Origin of the sequence: Stenotrophomonas sp. GD03958, assembly GCF_029839005.1 — a bacterium.
GTDB classification, from domain to species: Bacteria; Pseudomonadota; Gammaproteobacteria; order Xanthomonadales; family Xanthomonadaceae; genus Stenotrophomonas; species Stenotrophomonas hibiscicola.
Genome location: NZ_JAOBZT010000020.1, coordinates 41,022 through 67,026, shown reverse-complemented (window position 1 = coordinate 67,026; position 26,005 = coordinate 41,022). Strand labels below are relative to the sequence as shown.

The window sequence follows — 26,005 nt, the reverse complement described above, 5'->3', positions numbered from 1 at the left end:
TGTCATGCCACAGGATGCTGTTGTTCGGCTTGAGCACCCAGTGGTTTTCATCCGGGAAGTACAGGAACTTCGATTCGATGCCCTGGCGCTGGGCGGCGGTGAACGCGGCCAGGCCCTGCTCGACCGGAATGCGGAAGTCCTGCTGGCCATGGATGACCAGGATCGGCTTCTTCCAGTCGGCGACGTGGTTGACCGGGTTGAACTTCTCGTAGTTCGCCGCCTTCTGGTACGGCGTGCCACCCTGCTCCCACTCGGTGAACCACAGTTCTTCGGTGGCGTAGCCCATCATGCGCTGGTCGAACACGCCGTCGTGGTTGACCAGGCACTTGAACGGGCTGTTCCAGTTGCCTGCGATCCAGTTGACCATGAAGCCGCCGTAGCTGGCGCCCAGCGCACAGGCCTTGTCACCGTTGAGGAAGGAATACTTCTTCAGCGCCGCATCCCAGCCCTTCTGCAGGTCTTCCAGCGGGCGGTCGCCCCAGTGCTGGCTGATCGCATCGGTGAACGCCTGGCCGTAGCCGGTGGAGCCGTGGAAGTCGATCATCACCACCGCGTAGCCCTGGCCCGCATAGGTCTGCGGGTTCCAGCGGTAGCTCCAGCCATTGCCGAAGCTGCCCTGCGGGCCGCCATGGATCAGGAACGCGACAGGGTACGACTTGCCTTCCTGGTAGTTGTGCGGCTTGACCACGTAGCCATGCACGGTGTCGTTGTTCCAGCCCTTGAACTCGAACTGTTCGTAGTCGCCGAAGGACACGTCCTTGAGTACGTCGCCAGCAGCCGGGGTCAGCGCGCGCAGTTCGCCGATCGGCTGGCCGGCAGCCGGCAGCAGGCCGACCAGCACCTGGTCGTTGCTCTTCAGGCTGTTGCGGGTGATCGCCACGCTGTTGCCGGCCACGTCGACCGAGGTCACGCTGCCATCGCCGATCAGCTTGGTCGCCTTGCCGCTGGCCACGTCGATCTGGAACAGCGGGTGCTCGCCGAGGTCATCGGCGGTGGTGTAGATGCTGGTGCCGTCGGCCGACAGGGTGATGCCACCGGCCGAACGATCCCACTGCGGCGCGATCTCGCGGGTCTTGCCGCTGGCCAGGTCCATCGCCATCAGGCCGAAGCGGTCGGCCTCGAAGCCCGGGCGCTTCATCGCACGATAGAACAGCGTCTTGCCGTCGGCGCTGAACACCGGGCCGGCATCCCAGGCCGGGTTGGAGGCGGTCAGGTTGACCGGCGCCTGCTTGCCCGCGGCGTCGAAGCGGTACAGATCGAAGTTGGTCGACCACGGTTCCTGCTTGCCGGCCACACGGATGCTGGCCACTACGCTGGCGCCATCCGGCGACCACGCGAAGTCATCATTGCCGCCGAACGGCTTGGACGGCGCATCACCATCGATGGTCGCGCTCAGTGCCGAGGCGCCCTTGACTGCACCGGCTTTGGCCGCGGGCAGCGGAGCGACGAACAGGGTGTTGCGGCGGCCGTCGTTCCAGGTGTCCCAGTGGCGCACGAACAGCGAATCCCATACCTGGCCGCTGGCCTTGGCGTCCTTCTTTTCCTTCAGCTTCTTCTCGGTGCAGGCCAGGTCCGAGGCGCAGGCCTGGAACACGCCGGCGCTGAACAACACGCGGTCGTCCTGCGGCGACACGTGGTAGCTGTCCACGTCGACCGGGAAGTCGGTCAGCTGGCGCGGAGTACCACCGTTGATAGGCTGCGCGTACAGCTGCTGGCTGCCGTTTTTGGCGCTCAGGAAATACACCGTCTGGCCATCGGCCGACAGCGAGGCGGAATTGACGTTCCAGCCGGCCGGGGTGATCTGCTTCGGCGGCGCTGCGTCGCGGGTGCGCAGGTTGCGCGCGAACAGCGCGGTGGAGGCCTTCAGGTTGGCGTCCACGCTGCGCTTGGCGAACACCACGGTGCCAGCGTCTGCGGTCAGCACCGGCGCGGAAACGCGGTCCATCGCCACCATGTCGCGGACTTCCAGGCCACGGGCAGCGGCAACACTGGGCAGGGCGGCCAGCAGGCTCAGTGGCAGCAGGGCATGACGCAGTTTCATCGGGGTCTCCGCAGGACGGCAAAAAGCCGATGGTAGGCCCGCATGGCCGGGGCTGCCAAGGCCATCGGTCATGGCTGCAGGCGGGCAATCGCCATAAACAGCAAACCCCGCCGAAGCGGGGTTTGCGGTACTGCCGGCCGCTGGCCGGTAACCAGGGGTATCACGGGATTCCGGATTGCCGGCCAGCGGCCGGCACTACCCGTCCCTTACGCCTTGGCATACTTCCCGGTGCGGTAGATCAGCCAGCCGACCAGGAACAGCACGGCCAGGCCGATCCACTGTGCGCCCGGCAGCTGGAACGGCACGGCCAGCACATCGGCGCGGCTGCTGACCACGATCGGAATCGCGATGGCGATGCCCATCAGCGCTTCGCCTGTGATCAGGCCGGCGGCAAACAGCACGCCCGGCTTGTGCACGCGGTCGCGGCCTTCTTCGTCATCGGCGCGCACCTTGTGGAAGCGCTCGACCAGATGGGCGATCAGGCCGCCGAGGAAGATCGGCACCATCAGTTCCAGCGGCAGGTAGATGCCGATGGCGGCGGCCAGCACCGGCACGCGGAAGCGCGCATTGCGGGACTTCAGCCAGCTGTCGAAGGCGATGATGGCAGCGCCGACCACAGCACCGATGCCGATGAAGGTCCACGGCAGTTCACCACCAAACAGGCCCTTGGCCACCGAGGCCATCAGGTTGGCCTGCGGCGCAGCCAGCGCGTTCGGGTGCAGCTCGGACTTCACGCCGATGCCGTAGGCAGTGGCCAGCAGGTTCAGTACCGGGGCCATGATCAGCGCGCACGAGAACGCGCCGATGCCCAGCATCAGCTGCTGCTTCCACGGGGTGGCACCGACGATGTAGCCGGCCTTGAGGTCCTGCAGGTTGTCACCACCGACGGCGGCGGCACAGCACACCACCGCACCGATCATGATCGCGGCCACCGCGCCCAGCGGCGCCCCGCCGGCACCGACCGGCTTGAGGCCGTCAGCACCCAGCAGCACGACCAGCACGGCCGAGGCGAACAGGATGGTGGAGATGGTGATGCCCGAGACCGGGTTGTTGGACGAACCGATCAGGCCGGCCAGGTAGGCGGAGACCGAGACGAACAGGAAGCCGGCGACGATCATGATGAGGGTCATCGGGATCGACACGTGCCACTGGCCGACGATGGCCTGGTACAGGGCCAGCAGCGGCAGCACGAACGCCACCAGGGCAACCAGCATCCACTTCATCGGCAGATCGCGCTCGGTATGCGCCAGCACCGGGCCACCGCTCTTGCGGGCGGCGGCAAAGCCACTCTTGACGCCGTTGAGCAGCGACTTGCGCAGCGAGATCAGGGTCCAGATGCCACCGATCAGCATCGCGCCGACACCCAGGTAGCGCATCTTCGCGCCCCAGATGGCGAACGCCGCCTCGGTGGACGAAGCTGCGGCAACCGACGCGGCCAGTGCCGGATCGGTGTTCATGAAGAACGCCTGGTAGATCGGAATGGCGATGTGCCAGGTCAGGATCGAACCGGACACCACCACGATGCCGACGTTGAGGCCGACGATGTAGCCCACGCCCAGCAGTGCCGGCGACAGGTTGGTACCGATGAAGGCGGTGACCTTGGAGCTGCCGACGTAGGCCGAGGTGGCCCAGGCGTCCGGGATCAGGCGCATGCCGCTTTCCGCGGCCAGCTTGACGAAGGCACCGATCACCGCCGACAGGCCGAGGATCTTCAGGCCCGGGCCCGGATTCTCACCGGCCTTGAGCACTTCGGCCGCAGCCTTGCCTTCCGGGAACGGAAGCGGGTCTTCGACGATCATCGAACGACGCAGCGGCACCGAGAACAACACGCCCAGCAGGCCGCCCAGGCCGGCGATGCCCAGCACCCACCAGTACTTGAAGTCCGGCCAGTAGCCCATGATCACCAGCGCCGGGATGGTGAAGATCACACCGGCGGCGATCGACGAACCGGCCGAAGCGCCGGTCTGCACGATGTTGTTTTCAAGGATGGAGCCACCGCCCAGCAGGCGCAGCACGCCCATGGAAATCACCGCGGCGGGAATGGCGGTGGCGATGGTCAGGCCTGCGAACAGACCGAGGTAGGCGTTTGCGGCCGACAGCACCACCGCCAGCACGATGGCCAGGGCCACAGCGCGGAAGGTGAGCTGCTTGGGCGCAGCGTCGTGGTTCATGGAAGCCCCTGCTGGCAAAAATCCCTGTCACGCTAGCGTTCAGGGCACATCAAGTCCAGCGTGCCAAAGGATGGGGGCGTGTGCTGCGGCGCAATGGGCCGGTACGTGGACCGGCAATCGACCGACCCGGCAAAGTCCGGCTGGGCACACTGCAAATGATATGTTATATCTTAATGATACCTTGCTGTTACTGCATCGCATGCCCCCTTCCCCCTCCCCCCGCCTGGCCTCCATCGACCAGTTGCGCGGTACCGTGATGCTGTTGATGCTGCTGGACCACGTGCGCGAGACCTTCTTCCTGCAGCACCAGGTGAGCGACCCGATGGACGCAGCCACGGTCTCCCCTGCGCTGTTCGCCTGCCGTGTGCTGGCCCACCTGTGCGCACCCGTGTTCGTCCTGTTGACCGGTCTTTCGGCCTGGCTGTACGGCCAGCGCCAGGCGGACCCGCGCCGGGCCACGGCCGCCTTCCTGCTCAAGCGAGGGCTGTTCCTGGTCGTGCTGGAACTGACCCTGGTGAATTTCGCCTGGACCTTCCAGCTGCCGCCGGACACGCTGTACCTGCAGGTGATCTGGGCCATCGGCCTGAGCATGATCGCGCTGGCGGGGCTGCTGTGGCTGCCACGCCCGGCCCTGCTGATGCTGGCAATCGCGGTGGTGGCCGGGCACAACCTGTTCGACGGCCTTCGGGTGCAAGGCAATGGCCTGCTGGCGGTGCTGTGGAAAGTGCTGCACCAGCGCGACTGGATCGAGGCTGGCACGCTGCGCCTGCGAACCTCCTACCCGGTACTGCCGTGGATCGGGGTGATTGCGCTGGGTTATCTGATGGGGCCCTGGTTCGGCCGCGCGCGCGCGCCGGAGCAGCGCCAGCGCTGGCTGCTGTGGGCAGGCGTCAGCGCGCTGGCCCTTTTCGCATTGCTGCGGTTCGCCAACGAATACGGCGATGCGCCCTGGCAGTACCAGGCCACTACGCTGCGTACCTGGCTGAGCATCTTCAACGTCACCAAGTACCCGCCGTCCTTGCAGTTCCTGCTGCTGACCCTGAGCGTGGGAGTGTTGCTGCTGCGGCTGTACGAATGGCCGCCGCTGGCGCGGGCACTGCAGCCGCTGGCCGATATCGGCGCTGCGCCGATGTTCTTCTACCTGCTGCACCTGTACGTACTGAAGGGGCTGTACCTGGCCGCGTTGGCGGCCTGGGGGCCGACCCATGGCGAGCTGTATGCCCTGGATTCGGTCAGCGGCCTGCTGCTGGTGGCCTGTGCGCTGGCGGTGGTGCTGTACCCGCCGACGCGGGCGTTCGCGCGGTTCAAAGCGCGAAGGCGCGATCTGCCGTGGTTGCGATACCTGTGATCACCCAGGCCAGTCCGGCAATCCACGCATGGCGTGGATCTACTGAAAGCGGATCAGGCTACAGGCCTATAATTCCGCGATGAATTCCACCGCTATCGCTTCCGACGACTTCCTGGGCCACCCCAAGGGCGTCTACGTCTGCTTCTTCACCGAAATGTGGGAGCGCTTCTCCTTCTACGGCATGAAGGCGCTGTTGCTGCTGTACCTGACCAAGTACCACCTGTTCGGCGACAAGGCCGGCCTGGACCTGCTCGGTGCCTACGGTGGCCTGGTGTACTGCATCCCGGTGTTCGGCGGCATGCTGGCCGACCGCTGGCTGGGCATGCGCCGGGCAGTGCTGTTCGGCGGCATCCTGCTGGTGCTCGGCCACCTCGGCATGGCCTTCGAGGGCCACGCGGCATACCGGCTCAACGGCGAAGTGGTGCGCGACACCTCGGCGCTGGCGGTGACCTACCTGTCGCTGGCGCTGATCATCATGGGTGTCGGCTTCCTGAAGCCGAACATCTCCACCATCGTCGGCAAGCTGTACGCCAAGGACGACCCGCGCCGCGACTCGGGCTTCTCCCTGTTCTACGCAGGCATCAACCTCGGTGCATTGTTCTCTTCGCTGGTCTGCGGCTTCCTCGGCGAGGCCTATGGCTGGAAGTACGGTTTTGGTGCGGCCGGCATCGGCATGCTGGCCGGCCTGGCGATGTTCCTGTGGGGCCAGAAATACCTGCAGGGCCACGCCGAACCGCCGCAGCCGGCAGCGCTGAAACAGAAGGTGCTGGGCCTGCCGCGCGAATGGCTGATCTACCTGTGCGCGGTGCTCGGTGTGCTGCCGGTCGCCTGGCTGATGTGGGCCGCCGGCAATGGCGCGTTCGCGCTGGGCGGTGAAATCAGCCTGGCGCTGATGCTGATGCTGGTGGTGCTGGGCGGCGTGCTGGTCTGGTTCGCCTGGTTCACCGGCACGAAATGCACGCCGGTGCAGCGTCAGCAGATGATCGCGCTGATGGTGCTGATCTTCATGGCGCTGGTGTTCTTCACGATGTACGAGCAGTCCTACGGCTCGTGGGTGACCTTCACCGACCGCCTGCTGACCAAGGACATCGTGCCCTCGCTGGTGATCACCGGCGGCACGCCGCTGCCGTGGTCGATTCTCTCGCTGCTGCTGGCACCGCTCGGCTTCGTGGTCAGCGCGCGCCTGTCGGAACGGCGCCCGGGCTCGGCTGCGCCGCGCACGTTCTTCGCCGCCATCGTCGTGCTGATGCTGGTGCTGCTGGTGCGCGACTGCCTGGTGATCCCGCAGACCGCAGGCTCGCTGACCTACCTGGGTGGCCTGTTCCTGGTGCTGCTGGCACCGGCCTTCGCCGCACTGTGGACGTGGATGGACCGCCGCGGCTGGGAACCGGGCAAGCCGGTCAAATCGGCCTGGGGTCTGGTGATTGGCGCGCTGTCGTTCGTGCCGCTGGCACTGGCCGCACAGCAGGTCGGCGCTACCGGCGAGATGGCCAGTGTGTGGTGGCTGGTGCTGGCCTACTTCCTGCTGGCCAGTGGCGAGATGTGCCTGTCGCCGGTCGGCCTGTCGGCGGTCACCCAGTTGGCCGTGCCGCGGGTGATGAGCCTGATGATGGGCACCTGGTTCCTCGCCACCGCCTTCTCGGAGACGCTGGCCGCGCTGTTCGGCAAGCTGGCCGCGATCGAGGTGCCGGAAGGCGAATCGCTGGACATGGTGGCCGCCGCCGGCGCCTATGCGCACCTGTTCTGGCTGCTGATGTGGATCGGCTTGGGCTGTGCGCTGGCCGCCTTCATTGCCGCGCCGCTGCTGAAGAAGATGATGCACGGGGTCAAGTAAGCCCGGTGCAGGCGAAATCCGGGGCGGCGGATCGATCATCCGCCGCTCCCGGCGTGCTCAGGGCGCGCTGCTCTTTTCCGCAGGCGCGGCCTGCGCGGCCACCTGTCCCCCCAGGCTGCGCGAGAGGAAGGCCAGCAACCTGCTGTAGTACGTGCGTTGGTTGGCAGGCGAATAGAAGCCATGCCCTTCGTTCCTGACGTACAGGGTTTCCACCGGCGAACCCGCCTTCTTCAATGCCGCTTCCATGCGTTCGCTGTGCACGATCGGCGCACGCTGGTCCTGGCCACCTGCGGCCAGGAATACCGGCACCCGTACCTGCGCAGCCAGATTCACCGGGGAACGCTCTGCCAGATCCTTGGGCGATCCCAGCCAGTTGCGCAGGTAGGCCAGGCCTGACTCATCACTCTGGATATCTCCGCGGGCGTACATCAACGGCAGATCGTAGATGCCGACGTAGCCGGCCGCGCACTGGTAGAGGCCTGGTTCGCGCACTGCTCCCATCATCGCCGCATAGGCACCGTAACTGGCCCCGTAGATGCAGATGCGGTTCTTGTCGGCCACGCCCTGGTCGATCGCCCACCGCGTGGCATCGGTGACGTCATCCTGCATCGACAGCCCCCATTGCTTGCGCGCAGCCTGCATGTGGGCCCGGCCATAGCCGGAAGATCCGCGGAAATTCACCTGCAACACCGCATAGCCTGCCGCCGCCAGCATCTGTGCCTCGGTGTCGTAGGTGCCATCGTCGGCAACGCCGATCGGGCCTCCGTGTGGCACCACTACCATCGGCAGCGCACCGGCCTCGTGGCCATGCGGGACGGTAAGGAAACCATGCAGCGGACGCCCGTCACGCGCCTTCAGGCTGATCGGACGCACCTGCGCGGCCAGCGCAGGGTCGATCCAGTCGCTGCGGCTGATCAGGTGCCGAGCACTCTTGGCCACCGTGTCATAGAGATAGAAATCGCCTGGGTTGCTGCCTGACCAGGTTTCCACCAGCACCGTCCTGCCATCGCGCGTGCTGGAGGTGATGTAGACCGCTCCGCCCAGGCCCGCTTCGAGGCTGCGGTAAAGGCGGGCTTCGTCCGAGGCATCATCGAAGAATGCCGTTCGCGGTGCACTGCCAAGGAACAGCGCCCCGACCGGTACGCGGCTGCCGGGGCGCCGGATGATGCGTGCAGGGTCGGCCGTCCCATCGCGCAGCAAGGTGCGTCGCTCATTGCTGTGCGGATCCCAGCTCACAATGGCGTCAGGCCCGTCTACCTGCTCGACCTGCAGGTACGCCAGGCGACCATCGGCCGAAAAGCCGAGCGGCAGCTCGATGCGCTTGCTCAGGGATTCATCGTTGAGCAGGATCCAGTCGCTGTTGCTGCCCGTGCGGTAATAGAGCTTCTGCGTGCCGTCGGTAACGACAGCGCGCGCGAACCGCACCTCGCCCTGCTCATCGGTCGTGAAGTCCGCATCGGGAATGGGAGCCCGTGCCACCGCATTGCGGCGACCGGTGATCACGTCCATGCGCTCGACCTGTGCATGCGAACTGCCGACCAGCGGGATTACCGTCACCAGTGCGTTGCGGTCGTCGTCCTTGAGTTCATCACTGAGGTACGCGGCCACCAGGCCCGCCGGCTTGACCTTGATGTTGGTACCCAGGCTCTGGTCGGCAACCCGGTAACCCACCAGCAGCTCGCCGCCCTTGCCATTGGCATTGATGCCGAACAATTCGCCAGTCGGCGTCGGCCGCTCCAGCACCCCGAACTTCTGTGCCATGCCGACCAGAAGCCGCTCGTTGCTGACCCAGTCGAAGGTGTGGGCGTGATCGTTGCGGGGCGGGCGGAAGCTGCCCACCATCTTCATGTCGGCAATGCGGTAGATCGCCAATGCGGTCCCGGCCTCCAGCGGAACCGTCGCGGCGATGTACTCGCCCCCCGGTGAAATCTTGATGTCGGTAAACGACTCCTGCCGCAGATAGCGATCCAGGTCCAGCGTCGCCGCCGATGCTCCGCCCACAACCGCTCCCAGCAGTACAGCCAGCACAATCCTGCGCATCCTTCCCCCATGGAAAACCGGACACCCTGTCCGGATGCACGATTCTAGGCACGTGACCGTTTGCCGCGCCACATCGGCAGAAAAAACGAAGGCACCGTTGCCGGTGCCGTCGTTACCACTACCTTGGAGAGAGAGTCAGGACGTGGGTTCGGGGGGCGTGCGCCGGGTCAGTGGACCCCGCGCACCGCCAACGTGAGGGCCAGGATGCTGAGGATCACCGCGATGGTGCCGTCGAGCACGCGCCAGGTGCTGGGCTTGGTGAACAGCGGCGCCAGCAGGCGCGCGCCCAGGCCCTGCGCGGTCAGCCACAGGCAACTGGCGGTGACCACACCGGCAGCGAAGGCCATGCGGGCGTTGCCGAAGTTCTCGGCGATCGAACCGATCACCATCATGTCCAGCCAGAAGTGCGGGTTGATCAGCGAGAAGCCGACCGCGGCCATCAGCACCGCGCGGCGGCTGCCGTCGTCGCTGTCGGCCTCGCCCATGCCACCGCCCCCGGCGATTGCACGTCGTGCCGACTTCATCGCATACCAGGCCAGGAACGCGACACCGGTCCACAGCACGGCGCTGGTCAGCCACGGCAGCGCCGAGGTGAGCGTGCGCAGGCCGGCCACGCTGGCGAAGATGAAGATGGCATCGATGGCCGCGCAGGTGGCGACCACCGGCACGATGTGCTTGCGCAGGATGCCCTGGCGCAGGATGAAGGCGCTCTGGGCGCCGACCACGGCGAACAGGCCGATGCCGGTAGCTGCACCAGAGAACCAGGCACCGAGGCCGGCGCTGGCGGAGATGACCGAGAACATGGGATTCACTGCCTTAACTTGCTTGGGGGGACGGTGCCTCGCGAAGGCGGACAGCACCGGAACGGGCGCCATTGTCGCGCCGCAACATGAAAAAGACGAGCTAAACTTCCTAAACCAACATTAGCGGAGCTTAATTCGATGCGTATCGATCATGCCCAGCTGCGCGCCCTGGCCGCGGTGATCCGCGAAGGCAGCTTCGACCGCGCCGCGCAGTCGCTGAATGTCACGCCCTCGGCCATCTCGCAGCGGGTCAAGGCACTGGAGGACCGGGTCGGCCGCCTGCTGGTCAAGCGCGGCACTCCAGCCACCGCCACCGCCGAGGGCCAAGTGCTGGTGCAGCTGGCTGAACAGACCGCCCTGCTCGAACACGATGCCCTGCACCGTATGGGCCTGGCCGACGAGGACCTGCCCCAGGCAAGCATCCCGGTGGCGGTGAACCACGACAGCCTGGAGACCTGGTTCCCGCAGGCCGCCTCGCAGTTCGCGCAGAGCACCGGCACCACCCTGGACCTGCGCGTGGAAGACCAGGACCACACCGTCGAACTGCTGCGCCAGGGCACGGTGCTGGGCGCGGTGACCACCCTGGATGAGCCGGTGCAGGGCTGCCAGATCCACGCGCTGGGCAGCATCCGCTACGCGGCGACCTGTACCCCCGAGTTCCGCGAGCGCCATTTCGCCAAGGGCGTAACCGCGCAGGCGCTGGCGCAGGCCCCGGTGCTGGTATTCAACCGCAAGGACGAAATGCAGTCGCGCTTCGCCCGGCGCATGGCGGGCGACGACCTGCCCAGCACCGCGCCGACCTGGTGGATTCCGTCCACCCGCGCCTTCGTGCAGGCCAACCTGGGCGGCATGGGCTGGACCATGAACCCCCTGCCCTTGGTCAAGCGGCATCTGGACGCCGGGCGACTGGTCTACGTGCGCCAGCGCGCGTGGGAAGACGTGCCGCTGTACTGGCAGCACTGGAAGGGTGACGTGCAGACCATGGCCCTGCTCACCCGCGCGGTACTGGATGCCTCCTCGGCGCTGATCCGGCGCAAGCGCTGAAAAGGGGACGGAGGGGATTAAGTCGTATAAGGCCCAAGCGACACATCGGACAAAGACAACTTGATCCCCTCCGTCCCCTTTTTGCTCCATCCAATCTCCATCAACCCTCCACACCGGGTCCATGCGTGATGCGGATACTGGCGGGCCAATCACTACAAGGATGTCCGGTATGCCGATAGCCGTGCGCGATGCGCGCCCCGAAGATGCCGCCGCCTGCATCGACCTGCGCGGGCGCACCCGCGAAAACGCCTTCAGCGCCGCGCAGTTGGCAGAGCTGGGCATCACCGAGGACAGCTGGGCGGCCGGCATCGCCCAGGGCGATTCGATCGGCCGCGTCGCTTGGGAGGGCGAGCGCATGGCCGGCTACTGCTTCGCCGACCGCGACAGCGGCGAGGTGCTGGTGCTGGCCCTGCTGCCCGAGTATGAAGGCCGCGGCATCGGTCGCCAGCTGCTGCAGGACGTGGTCAGCCTGACCCGCGATGCCGGCCACCAACGCCTGTTCCTGGCCTGTTCGGCCGACCCACGCTCGCGCTCGCATGGCTTCTACCGGCGCCTGGGCTGGCGCCCGACCGGCGAGATTGATGAGGCCGGTGACGAGATTCTTGAGCTGGTCTGAGTGAAGCTGTCGCCAGGGATGGCCTGACACTGGCAAGGCTTCGTTCGCCGGTATCACCCGGTGCTACCGGGTGAGGATGGCGCGAAACGCCGGATGCTGCGTTGCATCAAAAACGGACCAGTTCCGGTTAGAATCGCACTTGGATGCTGCAAGGCGTTGTTTCTTCACGCCCTTTCCCTGCCCCACGCGCATCCTGACCCCTTCCCCTCCGCCAAACGATCCCGCCCCCATGAAGAAATTTGGCAAGGCTCTTCTCGCCCTGCTCGTGCTGCTGTTGCTGGCCGCCGCGCTGTTCCTGTACTGGCCGCTGACCCAGCGCTCGGTGCCCGCCGCCAGCAACGACAAGCCCGTCGACGTTGTGCTGGTCGGCGCCGGCATCATGAGCATCACCCTGGCCACCTACCTGCAGGAACTGCAGCCGGACTGGAACATCCAGGTCTACGAACGCCTCGATGGCGTCGCCGGTGAAAGCTCCGATGGCTGGAACAACGCCGGCACCGGCCATTCGGCCTTCGCCGAACTGAACTACACCCCGGAGCTGCCCGATGGCAGCATCGAGACCAAGCGCGCGGTCGGCATCGCCGAGTCGTTCGAAGTCTCGCGCCAGTTCTGGTCGCACCAGGTGAAGGAAGGCCGGCTGAGCCAGCCCAGCGACTTCATCAACCCGACCCCGCACATGAGCTTCGTCTGGGGCGATGACAACATCGCCTACCTGCACAAGCGCCAGCAGGCCCTGGTGAAGAATCCGCTGTTCTACGGCATGCAGTACTCCGAGGATCCGGCCCAGATCAAGCAGTGGGCCCCGCTGCTGATGGAAGGCCGTGACCCGAAGCAGAAGGTTGCCGCGACCTGGATGCCGCTGGGCACCGACGTCAATTTCGGCGTGATCACCCGCCAGCTGACCGCCGGCCTGCAACGCAGCCCGAACTTCAGCCTGCACCTGAACCATGAAGTGACCGCGCTGCGGCAGAACGCCGACAAGAGCTGGAACGTGACGGTGAAGGATCTCAAGGCCGGCACCGAGACCACCACCCACGCCCGCTTCGTGTTCATCGGTGCCGGTGGCGCCGCGCTCAAGCTGCTGCAGATGTCGGGCATTCCGGAGTCGAAGGACTATGCCGGCTTCCCGGTCGGTGGCCAGTTCCTCGCCTTCCAGGGCCAGGACGTGACCTCGCGCCATGGCGTGAAGGCCTACGGCATGGCCGAGACCGGTTCGCCGCCGATGTCGGTGCCGCACCTGGATGCGCGCAAGCTGGACGGCAAGCCGGTGGTGCTGTTCGGGCCGTTCGCGCTGTACAGCACCAAGTTCCTCAAGCACGGCTCGTGGTGGGACCTGTATTCCTCGGTCACCCACAACAACGTCGGCCCGATGCTGGAAGTGGGCAAGGACAACCTGGACCTGGTGCAGTACCTGATGGGCCAGGCGCGCCTGAACGATGCGGACCGCCAGGCCGAGCTGGTCAAGTACTTCCCCAATGCCAAGCCGGGTGACTGGAAGTTGATCACCGCCGGCCAGCGCGTGCAGATCATCAAGCGTGATCCGCTGAAGGGCGCGGTGCTGCAGTTCGGCACCGAGATCGTGACCGACAAGGACCACACCCTTGCCGCCCTGCTCGGCGCGTCGCCGGGTGCGTCGACCTCGCCGCCGATCATGCTGGACCTGATGGCCAAGGCCTTCCCGGAGCAGATGAAGGCCGGCTGGGAAACCCGCCTGCGCGAGATCGTGCCGTCGTATGGGCGCAAGCTCAACGACAGTGCGGCGCTGGTCAACGAGATCCGCACGCTGACCAGCCAGACCCTGCACCTGCCGTATCTGGAGGTGCCGGTGGATGCGAACGCGGCATCGCCCGCTGCGGCCACGGCGCCTGCGCAGGCCAAGGAAAAGCGCAACGCCAATGAGGAACTGCAGGCGCTGTAAGCCCGCACGTTCCTTTCGATGCAGACGGACGGCCACCTTCGGGTGGCCGTTCGTTTTTGGGCGGCTCCCTGGTGTAGAGCCGAGCGCATGCTCGGCTCCAGCCAAAAGCAGCCGAGCATGGGCTCGGCTCTACAGACGGCCGTGCCCGGCGCCTGGACGCCCATGCGCACTGATACGAATTGTAATGTTGTTAAGAATTATTTACATTTGCGCCCTGCGCAGTGACCGCGCCCTCCCAGATGGACCTGATGTGCCCGAAGCCGCCGCCCCGGGTACTGGACGACTGTCGCCACCCTTCCCCGCTTCCAAGCATCGAGCCCACCATGTCCTTGACCCTGCGTAACCGCCTGCCCCGCCGCGCGCTGCTGCCGGCTGCCCTGCTTTCGTCGTTGACCCTGCTGGCGGCGCCCAGCGCGTTTGCTGCCGCCGACGGCTCAGCCGATGCCAAGACCCTGGACCGGGTCAGCGTGCGAGCCGAGCAGTCCGCTCCGCCGGCCAGCACCACGCGCCTGCCGATCACCCTGCAGGAAACCCCGCAGTCGGCCACTGCGATCAGCCTGCAGCGCCTGCAGGACGAATCGCTGTTCAGCATCAATGACGTGATGCGCAACGTGACCGGCGTCAGCGTGTCCTTCTATGACACGCAGCGCCCGCTGTACTACGCGCGCGGCTTCGCCATCACCGACTTCCAGGTCGACGGCATCCCCACCTACAGCGGGTCCACCAACCAGGAATACGACACCGCCTTCTACGACCGCATCGAAGTGATCCGCGGTGCCAACGGCCTGCTCAGTGGCGCTGGCGTGCCGTCGGCCACGGTCAACCTGCTGCGCAAGCGTCCGGGCGAGGAATTCGATGCCTCGTTCGCGGTCAGCGCGGGCAGCTGGGACTATCGCCGCATGGAAGCGGACGTGACTGCGCCGCTGACCGATGACGGCCGCTTCCGCAGCCGCGTGGTCGCCGCCTATACCGATCGTGGCCTGTACTACGACCGCTACGACGAGAACAAGATGGCCGGCATGGCGGTACTGGAAGGCGACGTCAGCGACAGCACCACGCTCACCCTCGGCTACCAGACCCAGGACAACAACCCGACCGGCTCGACCTGGGGCACCGTGCCGTTCTTCGACAGCCAGGGCAATTTCGCGCACCTGCCGCGCTCGACCAACCTGTCGCCGAAATGGAGCTACTGGAAGCGCGAGAGCAACACCGCCTTCGCCAACCTGGAACAGCGTTTCGGCGACAACTGGCTGTTGAAGATCAACACGGCCTACACCCGCGGCAACGTGCAGAACGTGCGCCTGTACGGCACCGGCAACCCGGACCCGGTGACCGGATCGGGCATCTACCTGCGTGCCGCCGCCGGTGATTCGAAAGACACCCGCCGCAATGTCGATGCTTACCTGACCGGCAGCTTCCCGCTGTTCGGCCGCGACCACGACCTCACGGTCGGCGCCCAGTGGTCGGATCTGGAAGGGACCACGAACACCGTCGCGCTGAACTTCCCGGGCGACTGGGCCACCTGCGGGCGTGAGCGCTGCTACTACATTCCCAACGTGTACTCCTGGAACGGCGACATTTCCGAGGTGACCTACACCCGCACCGGCGCACGCCGTGTAGCGAAGACCACGCAGAGCGGCGTCTATCTGGCTACCCGCGTGCACCTGGCCGATCCGCTGTCGCTGATCGCCGGTGCACGCCTGAGCCGGTGGGAAACGCTCAGCCGCTCGTACAACGCTGCCGGTGCCTATACCGGCACCAGCGGTGCGTACAAGGTGAGCGATGAAGTCACTCCGTACGTGGGCCTGGTCTACGAGATCACCCCGAACGTGTCGGCCTATGCCAGCTACACCGAGATCTTCAATCCACAGAACTACAAGGACCGCAACGAGAACCTGCTGGCGCCGGTACAGGGCTCCAACCTGGAAGCGGGCATCAAGACGCAGTGGTTCGATGGCCGCCTGACCGCCAATGCGGCGGTGTTCGAGGCCAAGCAGGACAACTACGCGGTGCGCGACATGGGCGTGCCGGAGGGTTCGCTCAGCGATGGCACCTCGGCCTACATCGGCGTCAACGGCACCAAGGCGCGCGGCTGGGAGATGGACGTCAACGGCGAGATCCTGCCGGGCTGGACGGTCAATGCCGGCTACACCCACGTCAAGGTCACCCGCGCGGCCACTGACCTGCTGTACGCCAATCCGCCGAAGGATCTGTTGCAGCTCAACACCCAACTGCAGCTGCGCGGCACGCTGGAACGCCTGAGCGTTGGCGGCGGCCTGCAGTGGCAGAGCAAGGTGCAGGGCAACAACATCGCCTACCCGCTGGGCGGCACGGTCACGGTGAACCAGCCGGCCTACATGCTGGTGCAGTTCAACGCCAACTACCGCATCAGCGACAACTGGACGGCGACGCTGAGCGTGCGCAACGCGCTGGACAAGAGCTACTGGGCGAACCTGGACTACAACAACTACGGCGAGCCGCGCTTCGTGTCGGCCAGCCTGCGCTGGAAGTTCTGAGGCAGGCAGGGGTGGCCGGCTGTGCCCGGCACCTTGTAGCGTCGAGCCATGCTCGACTGCTTTTCGATCAGGCGTCGCGGCTTTGGAGCGAAGGGCAGTCGAGCATGGCTCGACGCTGCAGGGACCTCAATCGCCGCAGCTGCCGCCGTCACCGCTGCCACCGTCGCTGCTGCAGTCGAAGCTGCTGTGGCTGTGATGGCTGTAGTTGTCGCCGGAATGGCCGCCCGGATGATCGTAGCCACTGCCGGGACTGTTGTCGCCCCGGATCCCGGAGCCGTCGGCCGTGGCCACCGCCAGGCACACGATGGCCCCGACCAGGGGAAGCAGCCAGACCATCAGCAGCTGCACCGTCCGGCCGCCCGTCGACAGGCCATCACGCTTGGCGATCACCACGGTAGCCACGGCGTTCAGGCCCAGCACCAGCAGGACCAGCAGAAGGGCGGCGATCAGCATTCGGCGACTCCGTGCTCGGATTGGGGGCATTATGGCCTGCTGCCCCGGCAATGGCCCTGCCTGTCATGAAGATGGGACAATGTGGGGCGCGCCGGCCTGCTTCCAGGCCGCCGGCGCCCCTCGCACCACACGGAAGAAGAAGAACAAGAACATGCTGAAAGTCATTTTCGATACCGACCCGGGCGTCGACGACGCCTTGGCCCTGCTGTACCTGCACAAGCACGCCCAGATCGATCTGATCGGCGTCACCACCACCTTCGGCAATGCCTCGGTGGACTCAACCACGCACAACGCGCTGTACCTGAAGCAGGCCTGGGGCTTTGCCGCCCCGGTCGCGCGCGGCGCCGGTAGCCCGCTGCAGCCGGAAGCCACCCCGGAAGCCTGGCCGGTCCACATCCATGGCCACAACGGACTGGGCAACTACCCGGTGCCGGCCGAACTGGACGTGGCCGCCGACACCCGCCCCGCCCACCAGCTGATCATCGACCTGGTCCGCGCCCATCCGGGCGAAGTGACCCTGGTCGCGGTCGGCCGCATGACCAACCTCGCGCTGGCCCTGCAGCAGGCGCCGGATATCGCCGGCCTGGTACGCGGCGTGGTGATCATGGGTGGCGCCTTCCACGTCAACGGCAACATCACCCCGGCTGCGGAGGCCAATATCTGGGGCGATGCCGAAGCGGCCGACGTGGTGTTCACCGCCAGCTGGCCGGTGACCGCCATCGGCCTAGACGTCACCACCCGCGTGGAAATGGACCGTGACGGCCTGGACACGCTGGCCGCCATCGGCGGTGCCGACGCCGAGCTGGTCCGTGCACTGTCACAGGACTACGTCGACTTCTACCTGCAGGCCGGCCACAAGGGCATGGTCGTGCACGACTGCTGCGCCTGCATCGCGCTGACCCGCCCGGAGCTGTTCCAGTTCGAGCGCGCCAGCGTGCGCGTGGCCACCGACGGCGTTGCCCGCGGCATGACCATTCCCAAGCCGGAAGGCCTGGCCTTCGGCCCGAGCGTGTGGGACGGCCACGTGGTGCAGTCGATTGCCATCGGCGTGGATGCGGCCGCGGTGCTGGCCGACATCGAGCAGACCCTGAAGGTCTGACCCGCTAGCGCCTGGCCCTGCCCGGGACCGTCTCGGGCAGGGTCCACAGCACCGGCAGCACCAGCACCGCCACCAACGCGATCATCGCGCCCGGCGCCGCTGCCCAGCCGCTGCGCTCCACCCACCATTGCGCCAGCCACGGCGTTGCGCCACCGAAGAATGCAGTGGCCATGGTTACCCCCAGTGCCAGCCCGCTGACCCTGCCTTCGCCGGGGAACTGCTCGGCCGTGGCCGGCGCCGCAACCGCGCTGATGCCACCGGCCACGCAGGCCAGCACTACCGCCGCCAGCGCGATGCCCAGTGCGGTCGCCTGCGCCATCCACGCAAACAGGGACAGCGGCAGCAGCGCTGCCAGCACGGTCAAACCCAACAGCATCGGCCGTCGTCCGAAGCGGTCGGACAACGCGCCGCACAGCGGCGTGATCGCAATGACCGCCACCGCCGCGATCGTCGACAACCACAGCGCATCGCCTTCATCATGCCCCCGTGCGTGCAGGAACGCCGGTACATAGGTGATGCCCACGTAGTAGGTGATCGAGCCCAAGGCGGAGATCGCAAAGGTGCGCGCCACCGCCAGCGGGTGGTGGCGCAGCACGTGCCGAAGTGGCGTGGCCGGGATGCTGCCCTCGCGCCGCTGGCGCTCGAACTCCGGCGACTCGTGCATGCCCGAACGCGCAACCAGGATCACCAGCGCGAGCGCAGCCCCAACGAAGAACGGAATCCGCCAGCCCCAGCTGTCCAGCTGCGGTGTGGGCAGCAGCGCGACGGTAAGTGCAGAGATCGCTACCGCCAGCAGGGCGCCCACTTCGCTGGCGGCCGAGGCCAGCGAGGTCACCAGGCCACGTCGTCGCGCCGGTGCGCTTTCCAACAGGTACGCCACCACCCCGGTGTACTCACCGCCCACCGAAAACGCCATCACGCAGCGCAGGATCAGCAGCAGCACGCCGGCCGTCGTACCGGCCGTGGCCGCTGTCGGCAGCAGTGCAGTGGCCAGCATCGCCGCTGCCATCAACGCCATCGAAGCCAGCAGCATCCAGCGCCGGCCCAGGCGGTCGCCCAGGTGGCCGAAGCACAGCGCGCCCAGCGGACGCATCAGGTAGGACACCGCGAAGCCAGCCAAGGTCACCAGCAACGCCTGCTCGCCACCGCCGAAGAACACCCGCGACAGCACCGTGGCGAAGTACAGGTACAGGGTGAAGTCGTACCACTCCACCACCGTGGACAGGCCCGCCACCCACATCGAGCGCTGCCGCGCCGCAGTCATTGCGTGTTCGCCTTCAACAGCCTCGGTCCCGGTTGGGCAGGTTCCGCGCAGCGTGGCATGGACGGGGTGAAATGCCGGTCATCGGCTGTCGACTGCGTGGATGCACTGGGTTTCATGACCGGTGAAGCGCTCACCGCCAGGGCCGAAGCAGAAGCATCCTTGCTGGAACACAAGGCCGGGCAACTCAGCCCGGCAGCTGCAGTTCCGCCCGCAGCCCGCCACCCTCGCGGTTGTGCAACCTCAGCGAACCACCCAGCGACTGCGCCAGCTGCACCGCGATGGCCAGTCCCAGACCGGTCCCTCCGGTATCGCGGTTGCGCGAGCTCTCCAGCCGGTGGAACGGTGCCAGCACTGCCTGCAGCTGGTCCTCGGGAATGCCGGGGCCACGGTCGGAAATGCTGATCCACACCCTTCCGGCCGTATCGCGGCCCGCCTCGATCTCGGCGGCGCCGGCGTAGCGCAATGCGTTGTCGACCAGATTGCCGACCACGCGGCGCAGCGGCTGCGGCCAGGTCTGCACGACCAGTCCAGCGGGCGCACCGCCAGTGACCGGCTTGCCCATGTCCTCGTAGTCGCCGACCACACTGGCGAGGAACGCGCCCAGGTCCATCGACACCGGCGCGCCAGCGGCAACGTGGCTGCTGCGCGCATAGGCCACGCCCTCACGCACCAGCTGCCCAAGGTGATCGAGGTCGGCCAGCAGGCGCTGCTGGGTGCTGTCTTCAGGCAGGGTCTCCACCCGAAGCTTCATGCGCGTGATGGGGGTCTGCAGGTCATGCGAGATCGCGGCCAGGATCTGCAGGCGTTCACTGACATGGCCACGAATGCGTGCCTGCAGGGCATTGAGTGCGGCTGCTGCGCCGCCTACTTCCGCAGGGCCATCTTCAGGCAATGCAGGCCCGTCCTTGCCCGGCTGCAGATGCTCCACCGCATGCGACAACTGCTGCAGCGGGCGCAGGGCCAGACGCACCGCCAGCCACGCGCACACCAGCAGCAGCGCCAGCTGCAGCAGCAGCACGGCGGGCAGCCAACGTGCCAGCGGCAGGCCCGACGGGGTGACTTCAATGGTCAAGGGTGTGCCGTCGTGCAGGCGCAGTTCCACCTCGAACCGCTCCGGCAGGCGAGCCACCTGGCGCGCCTGCAACGGATAGCGGTGCTGCAGGCTGTCGTCGATGATCGCCGTGACCTGGCGTGCACGATCGGTCTGCAGCCCTGGTCCGGCCGCGGCCGGGCGCAGCAGATAGCGGTAGGTGCGCCGCTCCAGCCGCGGCACCCAGGCCTCACGCTGCTCCGCAGGCAAATTTTCCAGCAGCGCGACGCTCACTGCCACATCCTCGTCGAGGTTGCGCAGCATCATGCTGCGGGTGGACTGGTAGCGTTCGAAGAACAGCAGGCCGAAGGACAGTGCGTGGGCCAGGGCCAGTCCGCCCAGCAGCACCAGCAGCAGACGCGCCGACAGCGTGCGCGGCCAGCGTGGACGACGTGCGGCGGTGTTCATTCGTCCGGCCCCAGCAATTGCACCGGCAGGCTGAACACATACCCTTCGCTGCGCACGGTCTTGATGTAGGTCGGCTCGCGCGCGTCATCACCCAGGCGCTGGCGCACGCGGCTGACCGGCAGGTCGATCGAGCGATCAAACAGTTCGGCATCACGGCCCTGGGTGAGGCTGAGCAGCTGGTCGCGGCTGAGCACCCGATTGGCGTGATCGAGGAACACGCGCAACAGGCGGAACTCGGCGCCGCTGAGCGGATACGCGGTGCCCTGTGCATCCAGCAGGTGGCGGACGGTGGTATCCAGGCGCCACTCGCCGAAGGCCAACTGGCGGCCGGCTTCGCTTACCTGCAGGTTCGGCGGCAGCATCTGCGTGCGACGGATCACCGCATTGATGCGTGCCAGTAGCTCGCGCGAAGAAAAGGGCTTGGTCACGTAGTCGTCGGCGCCCATTTCAAGGCCGATGATGCGGTCGGTCTCGTCGTCGCGCGCGGTCAGCAGCACCACCGGTACCGCCCGATGCTTGCCGGCGCGCAGGTTGCGGCACAGGCTCAGTCCGTCCTCGCCCGGCATCATCACGTCCAGCACCACCAGATCCACGGCATGGGTATCCATCAGCGCCCGCATGGCCCGGCCACCGTCGGCCTGGCTCACGCGCAGGCCGTTGCGCTGGAGGTAGTCGGCCAGCATCTGGCGGATCTCGCTGTCATCGTCGACGACCAGGATGTGCGGTACATGGTTCATTGCGTTCTCGATGAAGATGGAGGTCAGGGCCGCGCTGCGCGGCCATGGTAGCGCGGCTCAGGGGCTGGCCAGCAGGCGCTGGATCTCGCTTTCGGTACGTGCGTGTTCGCCCTCGCCGTAATGGCGGTAGACCACCCGCCCCTGCCGGTCGAGCAGGTACAGTGCGGGCCAGAAGCGGTTGCGCCAGGCGTTCCAGATCCGGTATTGGTTGTCCTGCACCACCGGCCAGGTGATGTCCAACCGTGCGATGGCCTTGCGCACGTTGCCGGGCAGCCCTTCATGGGCAAACTCCGGCGTATGCACGCCGATCACCCTCAGACCCTGCGGCGCGTAGCGTGCATGCCACCGGTGAACATACGGCGCCACGTTGAGGCAGTTGCTGCAGGTGTAGGTCCAGAACTCGACCAGCACCACCTGCCCCCGCAACTGCTTCAGTGTGAGCGGTGGGCTGTTGTGCCAGGGCCCGCCACCGTCGAACCCGGCGGCGGGAACGGCCTGTGCCGGCTGCGCGTCGGCCTCCGGGCTGGGCCAGGCCATCAGTAGCGCAGCCCCACCCAGCAGGCTCAGCAGCAACGGCAGCGCATACACACGCAGGGCGGCCATCGTTCAGCCCCCCTGCTCGGCCAGCGGCAATTCGGCCGGCTTCACTCCCGCCGCTTCCAGGATGCTGTCGGCCACCTGCGCCGGATGCGAAAGCAGCGACACATGGCTGCTGCCGATCGATTGCAGCTGTGCACCGATGCGCTTGGCGGTGGCGGCCTGCAGCTGCGGCGACAACATGCGGTCATCGCGGCTGAGCACGTACCAGCTCGGCTTGCTGCGCCACGCCGCAACGCTCACCCGCTCGCCAAGCGCACTGGCCTTCAACGGGACCTGCGTGCTGTACAGCAGTGCGGCCGACTTTTTCATCACGTCCGGCGCGAAGTCCTGGGCGACGGCATCAGCCGGCAACGTCAGGTAGCCATCCCTTTCCTGCAGTCGGGCCAGGCCCGGGCCAACTGGGAAACCCTCGCCCTGTTGCGCCGAAGACTGTCCTGCATCCGGTGCGAACGCGGCCACGTACACCAGCGCCTGCACCTTCGGGTCATTTCCTGCTTCGGTGATGACCGTGCCACCCCAGCTGTGGCCGACCAGTACCACCTTGCCGGGCGCGGCGGCAATCGCGCGACGGGTGGCGGCAACATCGTCGGCCAACGAGGTGAGCGGATTCTGTACTGCCACCGTCGGCAGCTTCCAGTCATGCAGGGTGCTGATGACCTTGCTCCAGCTGGAGCCATCGGCAAAGGCGCCGTGCACCAGGATGACGGTGGGTGGTGCAACGGTATCGGCCTGGGCAGCGAAGGCAGGGGCGGCGGCGAGGGCGAGAGCGGCGGCCAGCAAGCAGGTACGGATCATGGGGGGCACTCCGGAGTTGGGAGTGGCCATTTCCGCCTGCCGGTGTATCGGCGCTGTTTCTCCGCAGCGCGGAGTTGTACCGGACTGTAGGGCGCAGGCGGGTTTCTACAGTGGGATACATTCGCGCGCCGGTCCTGGCCGGGCGCTTTCGGGTGGATATCGCTGCCCGCACGCGGGCGCGCAACGCCCCGATGCGCATCAGCGCATCGTCTTTGTATCTGACTGTACGAAACCCCGGCCGCGGCCACAGTCGCTGACAAAACCCCGGGCAACGGCACACGTTGCCGATACCTGCGCCGCCTGGAATGGCTTCCATCGACCACTGGCCCGCAGGACACCACCATGATCAGCACCGCTTCTTCCGTGTATACGCCCCGCCTGGACGCCGTCGGCCGCTGGCTCTCGCCGTTGGCGCTGCGCACCCTGCTGGCCTGGGAGTTCTTTGAATCCGGCCGCGAGAAGCTGGGCGGCCAGAACTGGTTCGCCGACTTGGAAGGCCGCTTCCCGTTCCCGTTCTCCACACTGCCCGCGTCGCTGAACTGGCAGCTGGCCACGTGGCTGGAACTGGTGGGTGCAGTGATGCTGCTGCTCGGCCTGGCCACGCGCTCGGTGGCCTACGTGTTCTGGGTACTCACCATCGTTGCCATCGCCGCCGTGCACTGGCCCGACCAATGGAACGGCCTGGGTGAACTCTGGCAGGGCTATGCGATCACGGACCAGGGCTACGGCAACTTCAAGCTGCCGTTGCTGTTCCTGGCCATGCTGCTGCCACTGATCCTCAACGGCGGTGGCGCACTCAGCGTGGACCGGCTGCTGGCCGGCCCCGGCCGTGCCACGGCAGGCAATGACGGCCTGGGTTGGGGCGTCAGCCTGATCGCCCTGCTGCTGCCGGTTGCCGCGCTGTTGCCCGGCATCGGCTTCGGCGGTGCCCTGCTCGGCGGTGTGCTGCTGCTGGGCCATCTGCTGCGCTGTCGCCGCGCCGCCTGAGCCGACTCCCCTGTTCCCGCGCGTTTCGCTTTCCGTCGCCTCTTCGGCGGCGTCCATCCCGCACGCCCCGCGTGCTTTCCCAAGGAGTCACCACCATGTCCATCTCGACCAAGAACACCTCTTCCTCTCGCCTGCCGCGCATCGGTGCCATCGGCATCGCCCTGGCCGGTGGCCTGCTGCTGGCCGGCCAGGCCGCGGCGATCCAGCCGCTGGCGATCAGCGCGGTGGCCATGAGCGCCGCCGCCGAAGGCAAGTGCGGTGAAGGCAAGTGCGGGGCCAACAAGACCGCCTCCAGCAAGCCCGCCGGCAAGGCCAAGGTGGCCGAGGGCCAGTGTGGCGAAGGCAAGTGCGGCGACGCCTCGTTTGCCCGCACTGATCGCGACCACGACGGCAAGGTCTCGCGTGCCGAATTCAACGCTGTGGCCGCCAAGCGTGCCGCCGAGTTCGACCGCATCGACACCGACCACGACGGTTACATCAGCGAGCAGGAAGCGCACGACTACCTGCGCAGCGTCTACACCGCCAACGGCAAGCCGATGCCGAAGGGCCTGTTCTCCCGCGTTGCCGATTGATCGACGTTCACCCGGCGCCGCCTCCAGGGCGGCGCCCTCCTTCTGGAGCATCCGCCATGTCCCTGCCCCTGCCCTCCAATGCCGCCGGTCTTGGCCTGCGTCGTGGACTGATCGATGAACTGCTGGCAATGCCGGCCAGTGCCATCGACTTCCTCGAAGTTTCCCCCGACAACTGGATCGGCGTCGGCGGTGCACACGGCGCCGCGCTGCGCCAACTCAGCGAGCGCCACCCCTTGACCTGCCACGGCCTGTCGCTGTCGCTGGGCGGTCCTGATCCGCTGGACCGCACCCTGCTGGCACAGACCCGTGCCTTCCTCGACCTGCACCAGGTACAGCTGTACAGCGAACACCTGAGCTACTGCGCCGCCGGTGGCCATGTCTACGACCTGCTGCCACTGCCGTTCACCGCCGAGGCCGTTCACCATGTCGCCGGCCGTATCGCCCAGGTGCAGGACATGCTGGGCCGACGCATCGCCGTGGAGAACATTTCCTACTACGCCGTTGCCGGCGCGGACATGAGCGAGATCGACTTCATCAACGCCGTGCTCGCCGAAGCCGACTGCGACCTCCTGCTGGACGTCAACAACGTCTTCGTCAATGCCTGCAACAACGGTTACGACGCCTTCGAATTCCTGGCTCGCGTGCCGTCCCACCGTGTCGCCTCGCTGCACGTAGCGGGCCACTTCGATGAAGACGACGGCTTCAAGATCGATACCCATGGGGCGCCGGTGAAAGGCGTGGTCTGGGCGCTGTTGCGCGAGGCCTACATGCGGGTGGGCGTGCGCCCCACGCTGCTCGAACGCGACTTCAACTTCCCCCCGCTTGCCGAATTGCTGGCCGAGGTCGGGCAGATCCGCCAGGCGCAGGTTGAGGCACGTTGGCAGGAGGTGGCCCATGGCTGAGTCGCTGGCCATCGTGCAACGGCGCTGGGCCGATCATGTGCGCGACCCTGCAAAGACCGCACCCGATGGCATCGAGGCGCGGCGGATGGCGGTCTACCGCCGCCTGTGCATTGACAGTCTGGACAGCCTGCTGGCGGGCAGCCTGCCGCGGCTGAAGTCGCAGCTGGGCGATGCCTGCTGGCGCAACACCGTCGAGCACTACTACGCGAGGCACGCCTGCCGCACGCCGTTGTTCCCACGGATCGCGGGCGAGTTCGCGGCCTGGCTGGCGGGGCAGGACACGCTGGCGCTGCCGGGCTGGGCAGCGGAACTGGCGCATTACGAAAGCACGCAGCAGACGCTGCACATCGAGGCACGTGATGCCGGGCATTCATTGCAGTCCATGCCGGCGGGCAGCGATGTGCTGGCGCTGTCGCCGCTGGTGCGGGTACTGGGCTACCGGTGGCCGGTGCATGAGGACGCCGCGCTGGACGATGCCGCCGCCAGCGAGCCGACGCTTCTGCTGCTGCGCCGCCTGGCGGACTACCAGCTGCAGGTCGAGGAACTGGCACCACTGGCGTATGCGCTGCTGTCGGCCTTCGCTGATGACGGTACCCACGTGGATGACGCGCTGAACGCACTGGCCGATGCGCATGGCGTGGCCGCCGACGAACTGCGCGTGGTGGCCACGCCCTTGCTGGGCGAACTATGCGCGGCCGGCGTGCTGGTCACGCTGGCCGGGTTCTGCGACTGCCGGCCAGCGGCCGGCACTACCCCTGTCTGATTCG

The 26,005-nt window shown here is 66.8% G+C and carries 21 protein-coding genes; 11 read left to right on the top strand and 10 right to left on the bottom strand.

From position 1 onward, the window contains the following. Positions 1–2,041: S9 family peptidase (locus N5C25_RS08630; RefSeq protein WP_279936803.1), on the bottom strand; the 2,041-nt coding region annotated here is incomplete at its 3' end. 206 nt (positions 2,042–2,247) lie between these two features. Beyond that, positions 2,248–4,212 (bottom strand): oligopeptide transporter, OPT family, encoded by a 1,965-nt coding sequence (locus N5C25_RS08625; RefSeq protein WP_279936802.1) that lies wholly within the window; start codon positions 4,210–4,212, stop codon positions 2,248–2,250. A 199-nt stretch (positions 4,213–4,411) separates the two neighbouring features. Between N5C25_RS08625 and N5C25_RS08620 the strand changes: the two genes are divergently transcribed. Together N5C25_RS08620 and N5C25_RS08615 are read left to right on the top strand one after the other, a co-directional pair. Beyond that, positions 4,412–5,560, top strand: a complete 1,149-nt coding sequence (locus tag N5C25_RS08620; RefSeq protein WP_279936801.1) for a DUF1624 domain-containing protein — start codon at positions 4,412–4,414, stop codon at positions 5,558–5,560. Between the two features lie 79 nt (positions 5,561–5,639). Then, on the top strand, positions 5,640–7,394 hold the full coding sequence (locus N5C25_RS08615; RefSeq protein ID WP_279936800.1) for an oligopeptide:H+ symporter: 1,755 nt from the start codon (positions 5,640–5,642) through the stop codon (positions 7,392–7,394). Positions 7,395–7,451: 57 nt separating this feature from the next. Here N5C25_RS08615 and N5C25_RS08610 read toward each other — a convergent pair whose 3' ends face one another. Next, positions 7,452–9,434 carry a S9 family peptidase gene (locus tag N5C25_RS08610; RefSeq protein ID WP_279936799.1) on the bottom strand — a complete coding sequence of 661 codons (1,983 nt, stop codon included), beginning with the start codon at positions 9,432–9,434 and terminating at the stop codon, positions 7,452–7,454. Between the two features lie 167 nt (positions 9,435–9,601). Next, positions 9,602–10,237, bottom strand: coding sequence for a LysE family transporter (locus tag N5C25_RS08605; RefSeq protein WP_279936804.1), 636 nt, complete (start codon positions 10,235–10,237; stop codon positions 9,602–9,604). A 138-nt stretch (positions 10,238–10,375) separates the two neighbouring features. Here N5C25_RS08605 and N5C25_RS08600 point away from each other — a divergent pair, with 138 nt between their 5' ends. The 4 genes from N5C25_RS08600 (at position 10,376) to N5C25_RS08585 (ending at position 16,331) form a co-directional block, all read left to right on the top strand. Continuing rightward, positions 10,376–11,281, top strand: coding sequence for a LysR family transcriptional regulator ArgP (locus N5C25_RS08600; RefSeq protein ID WP_006424060.1), 906 nt, complete (start codon positions 10,376–10,378; stop codon positions 11,279–11,281). A gap of 169 nt (positions 11,282–11,450) precedes the next feature. After that, complete coding sequence (locus N5C25_RS08595; RefSeq protein WP_005412603.1) at positions 11,451–11,897, top strand: GNAT family N-acetyltransferase; 447 nt, start codon at positions 11,451–11,453, stop codon at positions 11,895–11,897. A gap of 229 nt (positions 11,898–12,126) precedes the next feature. Continuing rightward, the gene (gene mqo, locus N5C25_RS08590; protein WP_279936798.1) at positions 12,127–13,815 is read left to right on the top strand and encodes a malate dehydrogenase (quinone); all 1,689 of its coding nucleotides are present in this window, start codon (positions 12,127–12,129) and stop codon (positions 13,813–13,815) included. Positions 13,816–14,138: 323 nt separating this feature from the next. Next, positions 14,139–16,331, top strand: coding sequence for a TonB-dependent siderophore receptor (locus N5C25_RS08585; RefSeq protein WP_279936797.1), 2,193 nt, complete (start codon positions 14,139–14,141; stop codon positions 16,329–16,331). Positions 16,332–16,457: 126 nt separating this feature from the next. Here the strand turns inward: N5C25_RS08585 and N5C25_RS08580 are convergent, their stop codons facing one another. After that, entirely contained in the window at positions 16,458–16,784 is a 327-nt protein-coding gene (locus N5C25_RS08580) for a hypothetical protein (RefSeq protein ID WP_279936796.1), read from the bottom strand. A gap of 151 nt (positions 16,785–16,935) precedes the next feature. Here N5C25_RS08580 and N5C25_RS08575 point away from each other — a divergent pair, with 151 nt between their 5' ends. Beyond that, a complete protein-coding gene (locus N5C25_RS08575; RefSeq protein ID WP_279936795.1) occupies positions 16,936–17,883 on the top strand; it encodes a nucleoside hydrolase in 948 nt (315 codons plus the stop codon). 4 nt (positions 17,884–17,887) lie between these two features. Here N5C25_RS08575 and N5C25_RS08570 read toward each other — a convergent pair whose 3' ends face one another. The 5 genes from N5C25_RS08570 to N5C25_RS08550 all read right to left on the bottom strand — a co-directional run bounded on the left by N5C25_RS08570 (position 17,888) and on the right by N5C25_RS08550 (position 22,777). Then, the gene (locus N5C25_RS08570) at positions 17,888–19,147 is read right to left on the bottom strand and encodes an MFS transporter (RefSeq protein WP_111098253.1); all 1,260 of its coding nucleotides are present in this window, start codon (positions 19,145–19,147) and stop codon (positions 17,888–17,890) included. Between the two features lie 184 nt (positions 19,148–19,331). After that, positions 19,332–20,645: a HAMP domain-containing sensor histidine kinase gene (locus N5C25_RS08565; protein ID WP_279936794.1), complete on the bottom strand. Its 1,314-nt coding sequence runs from the start codon at positions 20,643–20,645 to the stop codon at positions 19,332–19,334. Then, the gene (locus N5C25_RS08560; RefSeq protein WP_279936793.1) at positions 20,642–21,382 is read right to left on the bottom strand and encodes a response regulator; all 741 of its coding nucleotides are present in this window, start codon (positions 21,380–21,382) and stop codon (positions 20,642–20,644) included. The genes N5C25_RS08565 and N5C25_RS08560 overlap by 4 nt, the downstream gene beginning before the upstream one ends. A gap of 57 nt (positions 21,383–21,439) precedes the next feature. Next, entirely contained in the window at positions 21,440–21,985 is a 546-nt protein-coding gene (locus N5C25_RS08555) for a redoxin family protein (RefSeq protein ID WP_279936792.1), read from the bottom strand. 3 nt (positions 21,986–21,988) lie between these two features. Beyond that, the gene (locus N5C25_RS08550) at positions 21,989–22,777 is read right to left on the bottom strand and encodes an alpha/beta hydrolase (protein ID WP_279936791.1); all 789 of its coding nucleotides are present in this window, start codon (positions 22,775–22,777) and stop codon (positions 21,989–21,991) included. 342 nt (positions 22,778–23,119) lie between these two features. Here N5C25_RS08550 and N5C25_RS08545 point away from each other — a divergent pair, with 342 nt between their 5' ends. The 4 genes from N5C25_RS08545 (at position 23,120) to N5C25_RS08530 (ending at position 26,001) form a co-directional block, all read left to right on the top strand. Further along, positions 23,120–23,764, top strand: coding sequence for a DoxX family protein (locus N5C25_RS08545; protein WP_019659348.1), 645 nt, complete (start codon positions 23,120–23,122; stop codon positions 23,762–23,764). 95 nt (positions 23,765–23,859) lie between these two features. Next, entirely contained in the window at positions 23,860–24,336 is a 477-nt protein-coding gene (locus N5C25_RS08540) for an EF-hand domain-containing protein (protein WP_058980829.1), read from the top strand. A gap of 56 nt (positions 24,337–24,392) precedes the next feature. After that, complete coding sequence (locus N5C25_RS08535; RefSeq protein WP_279936790.1) at positions 24,393–25,238, top strand: DUF692 domain-containing protein; 846 nt, start codon at positions 24,393–24,395, stop codon at positions 25,236–25,238. After that, positions 25,231–26,001, top strand: coding sequence for a putative DNA-binding domain-containing protein (locus N5C25_RS08530; RefSeq protein ID WP_279936789.1), 771 nt, complete (start codon positions 25,231–25,233; stop codon positions 25,999–26,001). The genes N5C25_RS08535 and N5C25_RS08530 overlap by 8 nt, the downstream gene beginning before the upstream one ends. Positions 26,002–26,005: the final 4 nt, after the last annotated feature.

Coding starts and splice junctions, on each gene's coding strand:
- N5C25_RS08625 (WP_279936802.1), bottom strand. CDS start 4,212: ATGAACCACGACGCTGCGCCCAAGCAGCTCACCTTCCGCGCTGTGGCC.
- N5C25_RS08620 (WP_279936801.1), top strand. CDS start 4,412: ATGCCCCCTTCCCCCTCCCCCCGCCTGGCCTCCATCGACCAGTTGCGC.
- N5C25_RS08615 (WP_279936800.1), top strand. CDS start 5,640: ATGAATTCCACCGCTATCGCTTCCGACGACTTCCTGGGCCACCCCAAG.
- N5C25_RS08610 (WP_279936799.1), bottom strand. CDS start 9,434: ATGCGCAGGATTGTGCTGGCTGTACTGCTGGGAGCGGTTGTGGGCGGA.
- N5C25_RS08605 (WP_279936804.1), bottom strand. CDS start 10,237: ATGTTCTCGGTCATCTCCGCCAGCGCCGGCCTCGGTGCCTGGTTCTCT.
- N5C25_RS08600 (WP_006424060.1), top strand. CDS start 10,376: ATGCGTATCGATCATGCCCAGCTGCGCGCCCTGGCCGCGGTGATCCGC.
- N5C25_RS08595 (WP_005412603.1), top strand. CDS start 11,451: ATGCCGATAGCCGTGCGCGATGCGCGCCCCGAAGATGCCGCCGCCTGC.
- mqo (WP_279936798.1), top strand. CDS start 12,127: ATGAAGAAATTTGGCAAGGCTCTTCTCGCCCTGCTCGTGCTGCTGTTG.
- N5C25_RS08585 (WP_279936797.1), top strand. CDS start 14,139: ATGTCCTTGACCCTGCGTAACCGCCTGCCCCGCCGCGCGCTGCTGCCG.
- N5C25_RS08580 (WP_279936796.1), bottom strand. CDS start 16,784: ATGCTGATCGCCGCCCTTCTGCTGGTCCTGCTGGTGCTGGGCCTGAAC.
- N5C25_RS08575 (WP_279936795.1), top strand. CDS start 16,936: ATGCTGAAAGTCATTTTCGATACCGACCCGGGCGTCGACGACGCCTTG.
- N5C25_RS08570 (WP_111098253.1), bottom strand. CDS start 19,147: ATGACTGCGGCGCGGCAGCGCTCGATGTGGGTGGCGGGCCTGTCCACG.
- N5C25_RS08565 (WP_279936794.1), bottom strand. CDS start 20,645: ATGAACACCGCCGCACGTCGTCCACGCTGGCCGCGCACGCTGTCGGCG.
- N5C25_RS08560 (WP_279936793.1), bottom strand. CDS start 21,382: ATGAACCATGTACCGCACATCCTGGTCGTCGACGATGACAGCGAGATC.
- N5C25_RS08555 (WP_279936792.1), bottom strand. CDS start 21,985: ATGGCCGCCCTGCGTGTGTATGCGCTGCCGTTGCTGCTGAGCCTGCTG.
- N5C25_RS08550 (WP_279936791.1), bottom strand. CDS start 22,777: ATGATCCGTACCTGCTTGCTGGCCGCCGCTCTCGCCCTCGCCGCCGCC.
- N5C25_RS08545 (WP_019659348.1), top strand. CDS start 23,120: ATGATCAGCACCGCTTCTTCCGTGTATACGCCCCGCCTGGACGCCGTC.
- N5C25_RS08540 (WP_058980829.1), top strand. CDS start 23,860: ATGTCCATCTCGACCAAGAACACCTCTTCCTCTCGCCTGCCGCGCATC.
- N5C25_RS08535 (WP_279936790.1), top strand. CDS start 24,393: ATGTCCCTGCCCCTGCCCTCCAATGCCGCCGGTCTTGGCCTGCGTCGT.
- N5C25_RS08530 (WP_279936789.1), top strand. CDS start 25,231: ATGGCTGAGTCGCTGGCCATCGTGCAACGGCGCTGGGCCGATCATGTG.